This is a genomic window from Roseovarius arcticus, from assembly GCF_006125015.1.
Classification (GTDB): domain Bacteria; phylum Pseudomonadota; class Alphaproteobacteria; order Rhodobacterales; family Rhodobacteraceae; genus Roseovarius; species Roseovarius arcticus.
Map to the genome: position 1 here is coordinate 2,176,300 of NZ_SZZN01000001.1, position 16,817 is coordinate 2,193,116.

13 protein-coding genes are annotated in these 16,817 nt (G+C 58.1%); 6 read left to right on the forward strand and 7 right to left on the reverse strand.

What is annotated here, in order from left to right:
* The first annotated feature begins 1 nt into the window (after position 1).
* The 6 genes from phnC to MK6180000_RS10415 all read left to right on the forward strand — a co-directional run bounded on the left by phnC (position 2) and on the right by MK6180000_RS10415 (position 8,078).
* A complete protein-coding gene (gene phnC, locus MK6180000_RS10390) occupies positions 2-778 on the forward strand; it encodes a phosphonate ABC transporter ATP-binding protein (protein ID WP_138934670.1) in 777 nt (258 codons plus the stop codon).
* Complete coding sequence (phnE, locus tag MK6180000_RS10395; RefSeq protein WP_138934671.1) at positions 775-1,569, forward strand: phosphonate ABC transporter, permease protein PhnE; 795 nt, start codon at positions 775-777, stop codon at positions 1,567-1,569. Before phnC ends, phnE (MK6180000_RS10395) begins: the two co-directional genes overlap by 4 nt.
* Entirely contained in the window at positions 1,566-2,375 is an 810-nt protein-coding gene (phnE, locus tag MK6180000_RS10400; protein ID WP_138934672.1) for a phosphonate ABC transporter, permease protein PhnE, read from the forward strand. The genes phnE (MK6180000_RS10395) and phnE (MK6180000_RS10400) overlap by 4 nt, the downstream gene beginning before the upstream one ends.
* 242 nt (positions 2,376-2,617) lie before the next feature.
* Positions 2,618-3,481, forward strand: coding sequence for a cyanophycinase (locus MK6180000_RS10405; protein ID WP_138934673.1), 864 nt, complete (start codon positions 2,618-2,620; stop codon positions 3,479-3,481).
* 45 nt (positions 3,482-3,526) lie between these two features.
* Positions 3,527-6,328 carry a cyanophycin synthetase gene (cphA, locus tag MK6180000_RS10410; protein WP_138934674.1) on the forward strand — a complete coding sequence of 934 codons (2,802 nt, stop codon included), beginning with the start codon at positions 3,527-3,529 and terminating at the stop codon, positions 6,326-6,328.
* 13 nt (positions 6,329-6,341) lie between these two features.
* Positions 6,342-8,078, forward strand: coding sequence for a Mur ligase family protein (locus MK6180000_RS10415; protein ID WP_138934675.1), 1,737 nt, complete (start codon positions 6,342-6,344; stop codon positions 8,076-8,078).
* Positions 8,079-8,179: 101 nt separating this feature from the next.
* Here the strand turns inward: MK6180000_RS10415 and MK6180000_RS10420 are convergent, their stop codons facing one another.
* The 7 genes from MK6180000_RS10420 to MK6180000_RS10450 all read right to left on the reverse strand — a co-directional run bounded on the left by MK6180000_RS10420 (position 8,180) and on the right by MK6180000_RS10450 (position 16,702).
* Entirely contained in the window at positions 8,180-8,884 is a 705-nt protein-coding gene (locus MK6180000_RS10420; protein WP_138934676.1) for an ABC transporter ATP-binding protein, read from the reverse strand.
* Positions 8,881-9,681, reverse strand: coding sequence for an ABC transporter ATP-binding protein (locus tag MK6180000_RS10425; RefSeq protein ID WP_138934677.1), 801 nt, complete (start codon positions 9,679-9,681; stop codon positions 8,881-8,883). Before MK6180000_RS10425 ends, MK6180000_RS10420 begins: the two co-directional genes overlap by 4 nt.
* 4 nt (positions 9,682-9,685) lie before the next feature.
* Positions 9,686-10,675: a branched-chain amino acid ABC transporter permease gene (locus tag MK6180000_RS10430; protein WP_138934678.1), complete on the reverse strand. Its 990-nt coding sequence runs from the start codon at positions 10,673-10,675 to the stop codon at positions 9,686-9,688.
* A 3-nt stretch (positions 10,676-10,678) separates the two neighbouring features.
* Positions 10,679-11,533, reverse strand: coding sequence for a branched-chain amino acid ABC transporter permease (locus MK6180000_RS10435; RefSeq protein ID WP_138934679.1), 855 nt, complete (start codon positions 11,531-11,533; stop codon positions 10,679-10,681).
* A 93-nt stretch (positions 11,534-11,626) separates the two neighbouring features.
* On the reverse strand, positions 11,627-12,835 hold the full coding sequence (locus MK6180000_RS10440; protein WP_138934680.1) for an ABC transporter substrate-binding protein: 1,209 nt from the start codon (positions 12,833-12,835) through the stop codon (positions 11,627-11,629).
* A 370-nt stretch (positions 12,836-13,205) separates the two neighbouring features.
* Positions 13,206-13,574: a response regulator gene (locus MK6180000_RS10445; protein WP_138934681.1), complete on the reverse strand. Its 369-nt coding sequence runs from the start codon at positions 13,572-13,574 to the stop codon at positions 13,206-13,208.
* Between the two features lie 17 nt (positions 13,575-13,591).
* A complete protein-coding gene (locus tag MK6180000_RS10450; protein WP_342777715.1) occupies positions 13,592-16,702 on the reverse strand; it encodes a CheR family methyltransferase in 3,111 nt (1,036 codons plus the stop codon).
* Between the last annotated feature and the right edge of the window lie 115 nt (positions 16,703-16,817).

Consider the following 16,817-nt stretch of genomic DNA (forward strand, 5'->3'; position numbering starts at 1 on the left):
CATGCTAAAGATCACTGACCTCGTCAAGCGCTACGGCACTGGCGATCCGGTCCTTAAGAACCTCGACTTGACCATCGAAGGCGAAAGCGTCGTATCTATTATCGGCTCGTCCGGAGCTGGTAAAAGCACGCTTCTGCGCTGCATCAACCGTCTGGTCGAGCCGACGTCAGGCTCAATTGTCCTGAACGGAACCGAGTTGACGACACTGCGTGGCAAGAATTTGCGCGCGGCGCGGCGCAAGATCGGTATGGTGTTTCAGGGCTTTAACCTCGTTGATCGCCTGACAGTGATGGAGAATGTCCAGTCCGGGCGGCTGGGCTACATTTCGACTTGGGCCGCAATCTCCCGGCGCTACCCCAAAGAGGATATTCGCCGCGCGTTCGAGCTTATGGAACGGGTCGGCATCGCCCAATATGCCAACACCCGCGCCGACCAGCTATCTGGCGGTGAACGTCAGCGGGTCGGCGTCGTGCGCGCCTTGATGCAACAGCCGGAAATCCTGCTGGCGGACGAGCCAACGGCATCGCTTGACCCAAAGACGTCCGAGCAGATCATGGGCCTTCTGCGCGACCTCGCCGGAGAGCTGAAGCTGCCGGTGCTGATCAACATCCATAACGTGACCGAGGCCAAGGAATATACCGACCGGATCGTCGGCATGCGCTATGGCCGCATCATCTTTGACGACAAGCCCGAGAAACTGGACGAGGCCGAGATGGACAAGATCTATGCCGGCAGCCCGCATGCGGACCGCGCGGGCAGCGCGGCGGCTGCCTCATGAGCGTTCAGCGCGATACTTGGGTCAAACCGCCCTTCATCGCCAATCCCGTGCTACGCTGGGCCGTCTACCTTGGCGTGATCGGCTATTTCGGATGGGTCAGCCTGACCATGCCGATTGACTGGGCCCGCGTGGCCGCGGGGATTGAGCGCGCGGGGCGGATATTTAGCGGGGCGTTCCCCCCCAGTTTTGAGCGCAGCAGCCTGCTGATTGACGGCTTTGTCGAAAGCCTCAAGATAGCGATTCTGGCGACGGCAGGCGGTGTGCTTCTGTCGATCCCCATCGCGTTTATGGCCGCACGCAATGTTGTCCCCCTGCCCGTCTTTTACATCGGGCGCGCAATCATAATCATCGCGCGCAGCTTTCATCCGGTGATCGTCGCGATCTTGTTCGTCAAGGCGGTCGGCTTTGGCCCTTTTGCCGGTGTCCTGACGCTCATCGTCTACTCGGTCGGCTTTGTCGCCAAAATGCTGGCCGAGCGTATTGAAGAGATCGATTTCGGCCAGGTCGAGGCGTTGCGCGCAGCGGGTGCGCCCTATCTTTCGACGCTGTTTTACGCGATTTTTCCCCAGATCATGCCACGCCAGATCGGGCTGACCATCTACCAGCTGGATTCGAACCTGCGCGCCTCTGCCGTGATCGGGATCGTCGGTGCAGGCGGCATTGGCTCCACGCTTGCCAACGCATTTGGACGCTATGACTATGACTTCGCCCTTGCCATCACCATCGTCATCGTGGCCGTGATCCTGATTTCTGAGGCGGTGAGCGGCGTCATACGAAAGCGTATCCAATGACATCTATCCGCGAGCAGTTTGGCCGTGACGAGTGGACCCGGCACACCCCAAAACAAAAGCTGATGCGCTACGCCATTCTTTTCGGTTGCGCGCTGGCCATTGTCTGGGCGCTCGGCTCGATCGAGGTGGTCTGGGCATGGGTCTGGGGCGCGCCTGAACAGATCGGTGATCTGTTCGGACGGATGTATCCACCGGACCCGACAAATCTGGGCACCATCCTCAAGGTCCTGTGGGACACGGTGAACATCGCGACCTTCGCCACCGCGCTCGCCGTGCTATTGTCCCTGCCGGTTGCGTATATCTCGGCGCAAAATACCACGCCGAACCGCGCGACCCTCTGGCTGGGACGGCTGATCCTCGTGACCTCGCGTTCGGTAAACACGATCATCTGGGCGCTCCTTTTTGTTGCCATCTTCGGGCCTGGCATCGTTGCTGGTATCGTCGCCATCATGTTCCGCTCAATCGGCTTTATCGGCAAGCTGCTGGGCGAGGCAATTGAGGAGATCGACACGCGCCCTGTCGAGGCACTGGAGGCCACAGGCGCGTCGCGGTTCAAGGTGATCGTCTACGCCATCATCCCCCAAGTCATGCCTACATTTTGGGCGATTACGATCCTGCGTTGGGACATCAACCTGCGCGAATCCACGGTACTTGGCCTTGTCGGGGCGGGCGGCATCGGCATCATCCTGCAAGGCGCCATCGACACCTTCAATTGGCCCGAGGTCGCGACCATCCTGCTGGCCATCATCGCGTTGGTTATCCTGGGTGAAGTAATTTCGGCGTTCTTGAGGCGCCGGATCTTGTAAAAAACGACCAGCGAAGTGCACCTTGCTGCGTGTGCCTTTGAGAGGCAGCACTAGGACCCTTACGCCCCTGTCACGGACGGATCAAAGCAACGTCTCATTAAGCATTGACCAAAGGCCCCAGTTTGGCTGACGCTACGGCGTTTTTAGCGTGGTATGTTCATTGCGCGATGACCATAGTACTCCATCGCGAGGGCAGTAGATTTTGCAATTTTATATTATAGCCAAAGGATATTAGAGGTAATATGTGCCCCACATCGACGGAAGACGAAGTTAAACGAGGGTTTATCATACCGATTGGCGGCGGCGAAGACCGCATCAAGGAAATGCAGATCCATCGCAGGTTTGTCGAGTTGTCCGGTGGTCCAAATGCAGATATTGTAGTGATCCCGACGGCGTCGATGCTCAATACCACTGGCCCTGATTACAATCGCATCTTTTCTGGTCTGGGCGCTGGCAAGGTTGAATTCATGCCGATTGCCAGCCGTGCAGATTGCGACAACCCCGAATTCGCCCGGATGCTGGACAATGCCACGGGCATTTTCATCACGGGCGGCAATCAGCTTCGGCTTTCGGCCATTCTGGGCGGCACGCCTCTGGTGACCCAGATCCGGCGCCGCAACGCCGAGGGTATCCCGGTAGCTGGAACGTCTGCGGGCGCGTCGATCATGTCGCAGCACATGGTTGCGGGCGGTCAGGGAAATGAATCGCCGGCCGAGGGGACTGTCATACTGTCCCCCGGGATCGGACTGACGAATGCTGTCATCATCGACCAGCACTTTACCCAGCGCAACCGGCTGGGGCGTCTGCTTACCGCGTCGTCGTTCAATCCCTTCCTGATCGGCCTTGGCATTGACGAGGATACGGCAGCATTTATCGGCCCGGACGACTTGCTGGAAGTCATCGGCAGCGGCACGGTCACGGTGGTCGATGCCAGCGAAATGACCCATTCCTCAATGTGGGACGCCAAACCCGGCGAAGCGCTCAGCTTGCTGGGTCTTCGCCTTGACGTCTTGGGCGAAGGGTGTCGTTATGATCTAAAGGCACGTATTGGGTACCCCCCGCAAGATCACCCTGCGATTTGCATTCTGCCCGTCGCAGACGCCTGACGATCCGCCCAAGCGCAGGGCCAAATCAATCAATGAGGTGGTTAGTTGAAGATAGTCTCAACCAATGTGTTCGTCGGTCCTAACGTCTGGGCCACATTCCCGGTGATACGCCACATCGTCGATTTGGGCGTGCTCGAGGAATGGCCATCTGCCAAAATTGGACCGGATTTTGTCGAAGGGCTTATCTCTGCGCTGCCGGGACTGTCTGACCACGGCTGTTCTTACGGCGAGGCGGGCGGTTTCCTGCGCAGGCTGCGCGAAGATGACGGCACTTGGATGGGCCATGTGCTGGAGCATTGCGCCATTGAGGTGCAGAATGTCGCGGGGACGCATGTGACGTTTGGCCGAACGCGCGGCACCGGTCTACCCGGCCAATACAACATGGTTTATGCATACCGCCAGCGCGACGTCGGCTTAGCTGCCGGTGATCTGGCCCTGCGGCTGTTAATGCATCTTTTACCGCAAAGCTTGCAGGAACAGATCGATTATCCGCTCGATCCTGCCTTTGATTGGGAGGATGAGTTGCGCAGCTTTGTGCTGCATGCCCAGCGCAAGGAATTCGGTCCCTCAACTGGGTCACTCGTCGACGCCGCCCGCGAGCGTGACATCCCTTGGATCCGGCTGAATGAAGGATCGCTGGTGCAGTTTGGGCATGGCAAATATCAGCGACGCATTCAGGCGACAGTCACGTCCGAGACCAAACATATTGCTGTCGAAATCTCCTGCGACAAGGAGGACACGCATAATCTGCTGAATGATCTGGGCCTGCCCGTGCCACAGCAGCGCATCATCTACAGCGCGGACGAGGCCGTGCGGGCCGCCCATGTGATCGGCGTTCCGGTTGTGGTCAAGCCACTGGATGCCAACCACGGACGGGGCGTGTCAATCAACCTCACTACAGACGAAGAGATCAGGACAGCCTTCACCGAGGCCGAGGAGCATTCAAAAAGCGCCTCCATTCTGGTGGAGAGTTTCGTCAGTGGCTTTGACCACCGGATGCTGGTCGTCAATGACAAGCTGGTCGCAGTGGCTAAGCGCGTGCCCGGCCATGTCATCGGCGATGGCAAGCACACCATTGCAGAGCTGGTGGATATCGTAAACCTCGACCCGCGCCGCGGTATCGGGCACCAAAAGGTGCTGACGATGCTAGAGATCGACAATCAGGCCAAGAGGCTAATCGCGGCTGCGGGGCACAGCGTCGACACTGTGCTGCCGGATGGCGAGGCGTTCTACCTCCGCTCGACCGCGAACCTGTCTACAGGCGGCACTGCCATCGATCTGACCGATGTCGTTCACCCCGACAACCGCGACATGGCCGAGCGGGCGATCATGGCGGTAGGGCTGGATGTCGGCGGCGTCGACTTTCTGATCGACGACATCACCAAATCCTACAAGGATATCGGCGGCGCGATTGTCGAAGTGAACGCAGCCCCCGGATTTCGCATGCATGTCTCCCCCTCAGAGGGCCTGCCGCGCGATGTCGCGGGCACGGTGATCGACATGCTGTTTCCGCTTGGCAAGCAGAGCCGCATCCCTATCGCTGCGATCACCGGAACAAATGGCAAGACGACGACGTCGCGCATGCTGGGCCACATCATGAAGGCCAGCGGCAAGATCGTCGGCATGACATCGACCGACGGCGTCTATGTGGATGGCAAACTTAGCGTTAAGGGCGACATGACCGGGCCAAAATCTGCGCAAATGGTGCTGCGGGATCCCACGGTGGATTTCGCCGTCATGGAAACCGCGCGTGGCGGTCTGGTGCGCAGCGGCCTTGGCTATCAACATTCAAACGTCGCGGCCTGCCTGAACGTATCAGCTGATCACCTAGGTCTGGGCGGTGTCGACACGGTCGAACAACTGGCCGTCGTCAAGCGCGTGGTCATCGAGAGTGCGACAGACGTCGCCGTGCTGAATGCTGACGATATCAACTGCCTCAAGATGGCCGATTACGCAGATGTCGGAGCGATCTTTTATGTCACCGTCAATCCCGGTCATTCACTGGTAAAGGAACATATCAAGGCAGGAGGCAAAGCAATCGTGCTGGAGCCGGGCATGAGCGGCGACATGCTGACGATATACGACAACGGGCTACACATGCCTGTTCTGTGGTCGCACGTGATCCCCGCGACGCTAGAGGGCAAGGCCATGCACAACGTGCAGAATGCTATGTTCGCGGCAGCGATGGCGTATAGCTTTGGCGTCGATCTGGACAATATTCGGCATGGGCTACGCACGTTCGACACCAGCTACTTTCAGGCGCCGGGCCGCATGAACGTGTTCGACGAGCATCCCTTCAAGGTGATCCTCGACTATGGCCACAATCCGGCCGCCATGCACGCGATGGCCGACCTTGCTGACCGGCTGGACGTCAAGGGCCGCCGTATCGTCGTGCTGTCGATACCCGGCGATCGCCGCGACCAGGACGTTGCGGATGCCGCGCGCACTCTGGCGGGGCATTTTGACCACTACATCTGCAAGGCAGACGACAACCGTCGCAAGCGCGGCCACGACGAGATCCCTGAAATGTTCAAGGCCGAGTTTCTAGCGAACGGGATAGCCGACGAACAGATATCTGTAATACCAAACGAAGAAGACGCCGTCGCCGCAAGTCTGGAAATGGCGCAACCCGGCGATCTGGTCATTATCTTTGGCGACGACAGTCCGCGCTGCTGGAAACAGATCATCTACTTCAACGCCCCTGACGCGGACGCACAATCAGCCGCACCGGCGGCCAGCGGCCAAACGCCAGCCCCCTTTGAGGATATGATCGACAGTGACATGAACGTGGTGCGCGACGCGCGCGGCGTCCGGCTGGCGCGGGGCAATACCGAAGACAGTGACTGATCGGGACGACTTGATGAACGCGATAGACCGGCTAGAGGCCACCCTTGAGCAAAGGACTGCGCGGCCCGCTGGACTGCGCATTGATCCTGCGCGCCGCCTGACGGGGCCCGGCCTTCTTTGGGACAGACCCGGCGCGGTTCTGGATGTATATCTAGTGGGGCCTGATGGCCAAATGGTGGCTACCCTCTGGCAAAGGCACGCGCGCCGCGTGCTTGATGCGCTTGGCTGGCAGAGTGAGCATTTGATCTGCCGCCCGTTCAGTGGGGGCGTCAATTTGGCGATCTCCGCGCCGCCGGATCAGCTTCATTCCGCTGTGCTCGCAGTTCAAACCGCATGGCATTATTGCGCCGCTGAGCTTCAGGATGAGGCACCCCTTCCGTTCGATGAATTAATCGACGATCTCAGGTCAATCATAGCCGACGAGTCCAACCCGCCGTTGATCGCTTTGTTAGCCGCCGCAGCGTCGCATGACGTCGATATCCTGTGGGACGATGACGAGGTTTCGCTGGGCCACGGCGCCACCTCTCAAACTTGGCGCGCGGGCGATCTGCCTTCGCCGCAAGACGTCGACTGGGCGGCCCTGCGCGATGTGCCCGTCGCGCTGATCACCGGCACGAACGGCAAGACGACGACGACCCGCCTATGTGCTGCGATCATACGTGCGGCAGGCAAGGTTGCCGGCCTATCTTCAACCGATACGGTACAGGTCGGAAGTGACGTGCTGGACCGGGGCGACTTTTCCGGACCGGGAGGCGCGCGGATGGTCCTGCGCGATCCCAGGGTCGAAATCGCCGTTCTCGAAGTGGCGCGCGGCGGTATCCTGCGCCGGGGTCTGGCAACACGCCGTGCCAGGGTCGCGGTTGTAACGAATGTCGCCAAGGATCACTTGGGCGAGTTTGGGGTGATGACGCTAGCTGAATTGGTAGAGGTTAAGTTTACGGTCGCACGAGGCCTCGCGGCGGACGGCGTTCTGGTATTGAACGCCGATGATCCAAATGTGGTGGCTGGATCATCGGACGCGCCGCGCCCTATTTGGTGGTTCTCACTCGATGACAACTCAGAGCATATCATTCAGGCCCGCACCCAAGGCCAGCCTTGCGCCTACCTTAGGGACGGTGCGCTGAGCTTTTTCGACGGCAATACGGAAATGTGGTCTATCGCGGTTGAAGATGTGCCCATCCTTCTGGGCGGCGCGGCGACACACAATATCCAGAATACGCTTGCTGCTATCTGTGCTTGTGCGGCGCTCAATGTTCCATTTGAGGCGATCACCGCCGGGCTCGCAGCCTTCGGCACTGGCCCCGGTGACAATCCGGGCCGTTTGAATGAATTTGAGGTGAACGGCGCCCGAATTTTTGTCGATTATGCCCACAATCCCCATTCGATTGCGGCGATGTGCAGTGCGCTATCCCAGATCCCGGCAAAGCGACGTTTCATGATGCTGAGTCAGCCCGGTGACCGCTCTGACAAAGATATTGACGAGGCGACCATGACTGCGTTGCAGTTTAAGCCCAACGTGATCGTCGTTGCGGAAATCGTAGATTACCTGCGCGGCCGCGAACTGAATGAAACGCTGAATCTTATCGAGACGTCAGCAATCGCCGGAGGGGTGAAGGCGGCGCAGGTTCTAAGAGCCAACTCGCCATCAAATGGGACAGAACTGATCCTTGAGCAGGTGCAAAAGGGCGATCTGGTTCTTTTGCTCGTGCTATCTGATCGTGAGCGCGTGTTCGAAATGTTGGCTTCCTAAGCGGGGGCCAACAGCTCGCGGGTCCGCCTCTTGTTAAGCAATTTAATTTTTGGGTTAACGTGTGCGCTGCGCATTCGTCGAGGGTCGCGGCAGCCTGCGGATCAGACGCCGACACCCAGATATCTATCGCGGATCTCAACATCGCGCACAAAGTCGGCGGCGCTGGATTCGTGAACTATCTTGCCCAGCTCGACGATATAATGACGGTCGGCCAGTTCTGCACAAACGGCTAAGTTCTGCTCGACCAGCAGGATCGGCACACCAGCATCGCGCACCTTTTTAACCTGCGTTACGATCTCGTCCACAATTACAGGTGCCAGCCCCTCGACCGGCTCGTCCAGCATCAGAAGTTTTGGGCCACACAATAGCGCGCGGGCGATGGCAAGCATCTGCTGCTCGCCGCCCGATAGCTGGCCACCGCCGTTTTTGCGGCGCTCTTCCAGACGGGGAAAAATGCCATAGATGTCGCTCAGCGACCATTGCGCGCCTTTGCGCTGCGATATTTTCAGATTTTCCTCGACAGTCAGAAGGTGAAAGATACCCCTGCTTTCGGGAACGAGCGTCAGTCCCGCTTGCGCTGACTTGTGCGCGGCAAGTCCCGTCATATCCGTCCCGTAAAGCGTGATCTTGCCGCGGCGCGGCGTCACCAGTCCGGCGATGGATTTCAGCGTCGTCGACTTGCCCGCGCCATTGCGACCCAGAAGGGTCACGATCTCGCCCTCGCCTACGCGAAGGGACAGGCCCTGTATGATGTGGCTCTTGCCATAATAGCTGTGGATATCCTCTACGATCAGCGCATCGCTCATGCCATATCCCCCGTCAGCATGTTGCCCAGATAGGCGGCCTTCACCTCGGGATCATCGCGCACAACCGAGGGCGGCCCCTCGACCAGCGTACGGCCCAGCTTCATCACCGTTACGGTGTCGCTGATGTTCATCACGATGCCCATGTTATGCTCAATGAAAAGGACGGTATGATCGCGTCCCAGACTGCGGATCAGCGCCTTCATCTCTTCGATGTCGTCGATGCCCATGCCTGATGTCGGCTCATCCATCAGGATGACGCTTGGCTTGGCTGCCATGGCCATGCCGACCTCTAGTCGGCGCTGCTGCCCGTGCGACAGCTCGCCCGCCGCGCGGTGCGCTACGTCGTTCAAGGAAAGGCGTTCGATCATCTCATCGGCGATTGCCATGACGCGCTTGTTGCTCTCGGGCCAACGCCAAAGGGCCAGGGCCTGCCACGGGGTGCGCCCTTGGGCGGCCAGCCGCAGGTTTTCGCGGACGTCCAGATCGGGAAAGAGGCTTGTCACCTGAAACGAGCGCGCCAGACCGCGCTGCACCCTCTCGGTGTCCGACGCGCGCGTAATGTCGCGGCCGTTCAGCGTGACCGTGCCTGACGATGGCTTTAGCGTGCCCGTCAGAGCGTGGAACATAGTTGTTTTGCCCGCGCCGTTAGGGCCGATGATTGAGTGAACACTGTTTTCGCGCACGTTCAGATCGACCTCGGCCAGTGCCACGAACTTGCCGTAAGTGACGCCCAGATTGCGCGTTTCCAGCGCGTTGACCGTGGGAGCATCGGTGCCAGAGGCGGTACTGCGTGTCATGCGCCTATTCCTTTCCCGAAGCCGTATCGTCGGGCAGCGTATTGTCCGCGCCCGGTACGCGTTGGTGCGTTATCATCCCCCAAAGGCGCTCAACCAGACCCCAGAGACCGCGCTGAAGAAAGAGGGCGACCGTTATCAGAACAAGGCCAAGGATGAGGAGCCAGCGTGGCATAATCGTTGAGAGCGTATCAGCCAGCAGCATGTAGAACCCAGCCCCAAGAACCGATGCGAACAGCGACGAGCTGCCACCGATGATGGTCATGATCAGGATCATTTCGCTGGTGTGGTATTCGATGTTTGACAGCGGCGCGACGCCGATCAGCATAGCATGCAGGCCCCCGGCAAAAGCGGTGACAGCGCCGGAAATGGCGAAGGCGACGATCTTGAAAACCCTGACCGGAAATCCGATCGCGGCCGCGCGCTCCGCATTCTCGCGCACAGCGATCAGGGTGCGCCCGAAGGTCGAGCGTGTAACCATGAGCAGCGCAGCAAACAGCACCAGAAAACAGACTGCGACGAACCAGTAATACGGCCACGGATCGGTAAGTTCTGTCCCGGCCAGTATCGGGCGCGGCACATCCAGCAGGCCGTTGTCGCCACCAGTCAAACCGCTGAAGGTATAGGCTAGAAAGTAGAACATCTGCGCAAAGGCAAGCGTCAGCATAACGAAATAGACGCCCTGCTGCCTGATCGACAGTGCCCCGACGATAGTGGCGATCGCAGCGCCCATGACGGCTGCCAGCGGCAGAACCACGCCCACCGGGATCCCGGTGCGCGTTAGCAGTATGCCAGCCGCATAGCTGCCGACGCCAAAGAATATCCCCTGCCCAAAGGACAGAAGGCCTGTATAGCCCAGCAGCAGATTGCACGCCGCGACGACCAGCGCAAAGACGAGGATCTCGCCAGCGAGGATCCCCGACGACAAAAACAGAGGCAGTGCAAGAACGGTCAGGGTGGCCAGTGCGAATTGAACGAGTGGCGTGTTAATGACCATGTTCTAGACCCGCCCAAACAGGCCGCGAGGCATAGTCACAATGACGAGCCCCATGGCGACATATATCATCAGACGCGCGCCCTCGGGCCAAATGGTTGCCATCAGGCTTTGCACGACGCCGACCAGAATACCCGCGACCAGTGCGCCCACATAGCTGCCCATGCCGCCGATTACCACGACGACGAATGCCACGCTTAGCGCTTCAATTCCCATAAAGGGATCGACGCCCCGAATGGGCGCCGCCAGCGCACCAGCCAGCCCGGCAAGGCCCGCCCCGAGACCAAAGACGATAGTATTGATTTTCAGCGTGTTATACCCCAACAGCGCCATCGTTTCGGTCGATTCCGATCCGGCGCGCAGGATCGCGCCCAGCCGCGTGCCCTCAAGCGCCCACCACAGGATCGCGGCCAGAACGACGGTGAATCCGATAACAAAGAGGCGATATATCGGATAGATGAAATCGCCCAAGATTATGATCCCGCTCAGGATTTGAGGCGTCGCGACGCTGCCTCCGACCGGGCCCCAGACGATGATGACGAATTCCTGAATTACCAGCGCGATGCCCACGGTGACGAGGATGTGAAACGTATGGGGCAGTTTGTATATTCGCCTGAGCAGCACAGCTTCGGTAAGTGCGGCGACACAGGCGACTATCAGCGCGGCGATTGGCATCGCAACCCATAGGCTAAAATCGCGTTGCGTCAGATCATAGGTCAGATACGCGCCCAGCAAGTAGAATGCCCCATGCGCAAAATTGACGAATTGCAGAAGGCCGAAGATGACGCTGAGGCCCACGGCCAACAGGAAATAAAGCATCCCAAGGCCGACGCCGTTGAGGATCTGGAACAGATAGGTCAAGCGGCCTACTCCCGAGGTGTTTAGGGCGAGGTGTTACAGCAAGGTGCCCGGCAGTCGGGCGCGGTTCGCGCCCGACCCCATAATGCGAGGGTATCAGCCCAAGGTGCAGCCTGTATCCTCAGGCGCCAGGAACGATTGGCCCCGGCTGACGATCTCGGCGTAGTCGTCCTTGTCGGCCATGTCGGCCTTGGCCTTGCCCTTCAACAGGTAGTAATCCTTGATCACCTGATGATCCTCGGCGCGCACCATCTCGCGGCCGGTCAGGCCATCATATTCCAGCCCGCTGAGCGCGCCCGCGACCGCGGGACCATCTGTCGATCCGGCGGTTGCGGCAGCATCCAGCAGTAGCTTTGTGATGATGTAGGAACCGGCGATGGAATAGTTCGGGTTCTGCGAATACTTGGCCTGTGTCCGCTCGACCAGCGCCTTGTTGGCGGGGCTGTCGACTGTATGCCAATACTGCGCACCAAAGAAGACGCCCTCGCAGGTGTCGGCGCCCAGCGCCTCGAACTGCTCCAATCCCGACGCCCATGCAATAACGATGGTCATCCGCTCCTTCAGGCCAAAGCTGATAGCCTGCCGCAGCGTGTCGGACGATTGAGAACCAAAGTTCAGCAGCAAAAGGACGTCCGGCTTGGCCGCAATGGCATTGGTCAGATAGCCGCTGAATTCACGCTCAGCCAGCGAGTGATAGCTGTTACCGACATGCTCCAGTCCCTTTTCCTCGAAAATGTTTTTGGCCGCGCTCAGCAGGCCCTCGCCAAACACATATTGCGGCGTGATCGTGTACCACCGCTTGGCGTCTGGCATCATGTCGATGATCGGACGAACCGTCTGCTCTACCGCGCCAAAGGTTGGCACGCTCCAACGGAATGTGGCGGCGTTGCAATCAGACCCAGTAATTTCGTCCGCGCCTGCAGTGGTGATAAACGTGCCACCGCCCCGCTCAATCTCCTTGCCCATGGCGAGCGATTCTGACGACAAGATGCCACCTGCGAACAGCTGAACCCCATCCTGCGCGATGGCGTCCTGAACCTTGCGCACAGCGGTGGCCGGCTTGCCCTCGGTGTCCATATCCAAGGTCGTAACCTCAACAGCGCCGGCCTCACCGGCCTCTTCGGCGGCTAGGATCGCGCCCATCGAGGCGAATTTACCGTTGGCGGCAAACGCGCCCGAGATTGGCACCGGGATTCCAACCTTCAGCGCCTCGGTTGCGGCGAAGGCGCGTGTGGTCAGGCCCGGAAACGTTAGCGCTGCGCCACCTGCGGCGGCTCCGGCCAGAAAATTACGTCGTGTCGTCATTATCATGCTCCCCATATTGCTGGCACCAAAACCCGGACAAGCGCCGATCATGGTTGCTGTTATAAACTATAAGATGACAAATTTTCACTTGTCCACCTAGCTGATCGGTAGGCGAAAACATGCTGGTGCGGAATGAGACCGGGGAGCATATCTACCAGCCTGCAAGACGGGTCTTGCACCTTAAAGTTCGAGTCCAACTTTGCACGCTACACACCGGTAATTGCTCACAAAATGCCCTCTGCACTTAAGGGAAACAGCGAGCATTCTACAAACCGCTGCGATTGTCCTCGCCCCGTTGCAAAGATAAACGCGCGCCTTCTGCTCCGCCAAGTCGCGCTGTTTTTCTAACGATGGCCTAGTTCAACAACACTCAAGTCTTGCTCAACATCTTGTCCATCTGGCGAACCAGAGATGTGGACATTATGGGTTTTGACAGCATGTCGAAGTTGCGAAACTGAGATGGGATTTCTTTTTTCCCATAGGCACTGACGAAGGTCACGGGCACGCCCAACTCACTCAGCTTCTCGGCAATTGGAAATGAGGTCTCTGCCCCGAGGGTGATGTCCAAAAATGCCGCATCTATTGAACCGTTCTGTATCAAGTCCATTGCCGTCACAACGTTCGGGGCCGGGCCTACGACTACGTGCCCTTCGTCTTCGATCATCATCGCTGTGTCCATTGCAATCAGCCACTCATCCTCAACCACCAGAATTCTACATCTTTTTTCTGGCGCGGACATGATTGGGTCTCCTGACTCTAGAACGGAAACTCCATCTTCAAGCTCAAGCCAACGGGCTCGAAACTGGTTTCCAACTGGCCATTGAGCTGTCGCTCCACTTGGCCGTGTATCAAAACGTATCCAAAGCCATTTCGTTCCGGCCTCTTCACCTCGGGCCCGCCTCTTTCGATCCAGTCGAGCGCCAAACGACTGTCATTTGCCGTCCAGCGCACCTCGATGCGGCCATCGTTATTCGACAGCGCGCCATATTTTATGGCGTTGGTTACAAGCTCGTGGATGATCATGCTCATCGCCAGAGCTTGTGGCGGCTTCAAGCTCACGTTGGGGCCGCTGGTTTGAATTCGGCCCGGATCAAAGGGCGCAAGTTCGCCCTGAATGATGTCGTGCACCCCGACCGTTGTCCAAGACCGCTCCGACAGGAGGCTGTAGGCCCGCGCCATTCCATGCAGTCTATTGGTCAATGTTTCCAAGGCATTGGATTGCAAACTTTTGCCTCGCAGAGAGGTTTTAACGATGGTGATGATCACTGCGAGCATATTTTTGACGCGGTGGTTCAGCTCGGCGATCAGAACCTTGTGATGTTCCTCAGCCTTCGCAAGCGAGGTCACGTCAACAAGGGTCACAACCGCCCCCTCAACTTTTTCATGTCCGCTCAGGTAGGGTGTGATCCGCACCAGATAGTGGGCCTGATTTTCCCGGCGATAGAGGCGATGCTCGTAAATTGCGCCGGAATCGAAAACTTTGCGGATGTGTTCCTTTAGCTCGGGGTAATCGCTGACGCTGGCCAATTCCGGTAACGGTCGACCTAAGTCGGCTGCGCGTAAATTAAACAGCTCTGCCGCAGCGGGGGTGAAGTTGCGAATGACCAAATCACCGTCGAGAAACACCGTCGCGATCTGGGTCGCGTCAAACAAGTTGCGCAGGTCGGCATTAGCGTGATCGAGTTCCTCAATGCTACCGCTGAGCTCGGCGTTGATAGTATTCAGCTCTTCGTTCAGCGACTGCATTTCCTCTTTGGAGGCTTCCAGCTCTTCGTTGGTCGACTGCGCCTCCTCGTTCACCGATACCAGCTCTTCGTTCGAGGATTTCAGTTCCTCCAAGGCGGTTTCGTATTCTTCTACAGTTGACTGCAAACGTTCACGTAACTCGCGCAACTGCTGCTCGGCGGCCTCGTTGCGTCGACTGTCGTCGGTGGCCTCGGCCGGATCTGGTGTCGTGGGTGCAGCAGATTCGAAAAACACAACGAAAAGCTGATCTTGCTTACTGGTGCCGCGCAGAGGCTCCACCTTGATGTTCAGGCGCTGCACGTCTCCAGACGCTGCGGTCACCTTCAGGTTGATACGGGTCGCAGGGCGCCGACTTTCGACGACTTGGCGCAAGGTGGCGCGCAGTTCCAACCGCACCTCGCGTGGCACCATATCAAGAAGATGATGGGACGGGACGCCGCGCGGAAGCTCTAGCAGCCCGCCAGTGCCGCCCGACACAAAGACGATTTCGCCGTCTTCCCGAACAACGGCATGGGCCGGAGTATACTGTTCGAGAATGTGGCGTTCTACTTTGTGCCGGAGCTGAATTTCCGACAGTTCCTGACCTTCGTTAGGCGCTGTGTTTTTGCCGTTAACTGGGTACGTTGTGCCTGATGGATTCCAGCGTCGATTACCTCGATCCAATGCCTGAAAAATGCGGTTCTTTTTGTCCACGGTTGAAAACAGGTCACTAAACTGGCTGATGCTTTCGGAAGTTCCCAAGAACAGGTAGCCGCTTGGCTTTAGCGCGTAGTGGAATGTCGGGATGACCTGGCGTTGCAGTTCGGGGCCAAAGTAAATCAGCAGATTGCGGCAGGACACCATATCCATCCGTGAAAATGGCGGATCGCTGATCACGTTGTGGGGCGAAAAAATGCACATCTCGCGCACCTTTTTGCAGATGACATAACTCGCCCCATCGCGATTGAAGTGCCGCGCAAGCCGCTTTGGGCTTACCTTCCGCAAAAGTTGTTCGGGATAGCGCCCTTGCCTAGCAACAGAGAGGGCCGGATCGTCGATATCGGTCGCAAAAATTTGGACCGGTGCGGCGATAGAATTGTCTTCCAGGTGTTCGCTGATGAGAATGGCGAGCGAATAGACCTCTTCGCCAGTGGTGCAGGCTGGCACCCAGATCCGCACAGGATTCTTTGCATCACGGTTTTCGCAAAGTTTCGGAATGACCTCCCTTTCCAGAGCTTCAAACGCTTCTGTGTCACGAAAGAAGTTGGTCACGCTGATCAGCAGGTCACGAAACAGGGCTTTTACTTCGTCGCTGTCTTGTTTTAGCAGCGTACAATAGGCATCCAGATCGCCTATTTGTTTTACTTGCATACGCCGCGCGACACGTCGAAAGAACGTCTTGCTTTTGTAGCCGGAAAAGTCGTGACCAGATTGCTTGCCCAGGATCTCGGAAATGACGGCCTGAACTTCGCGCGGATTGGCGCCCCGATCTTGGTCCGTTGCCATCACAAGCGCATCCAGCGTCGCGCGACCATCGCGGATCTCTAACAGCTTTTTAGCCATCTGTTCGGCTGGGATCGCGAAGTCGATGCAGCCTGTGGCGATAGCGCTTTCTGGCATCTCGGAGTTAAGCATCGATCCGTCGCCGGCCGTCTGCGCAAAGGTCACGCCGCCCTGTTCCTTGATAACCTTCACGCCCAGCGATCCGTCACCGTCCCCGCCCGATAGCACGATGGCAACTGCATTTTCCTTTTGGTCCTCGGCTAGCGAGCCAAAGAAAATGTCTATCGGTTTGTGTTCCCGAGCGCCTGAACCGGTCTCCTTCAGCTTGATACGTCCATTCTTCATCAGCAGGAACGAGCGTTCGGGCATGACATAGACTGTGTCGGCCTCGACTGCGTCGCCGTTTTGGGCAACCTTCACGACCATGTCGGTCTTTTGCTCTAACACCGAATGAAGCAAGCTTTCGCGGTCAGGGTTCAGATGGGTTACAACAACAAAGGCCATTCCGCTATGCGGGGGCACTGCCTCGAACAGGTGCGTCAATGCGCTGATCCCCCCTGCAGAGGCACCTATTCCGACGATGAGTGGGAGATTTGTGTTCATTAAAATAGGGTACTCAGATGCGTTAGGCAATTCCATAGGGGCAGGCCATTTAGCGGGCCATTTCTCCAAGCGTTAGCGCAAATCCTAGCTGACGAAGGCATTGGCGAAAATTATCAAATTGGCAATGCACTAGTGATCAAAGCCGCGTTGA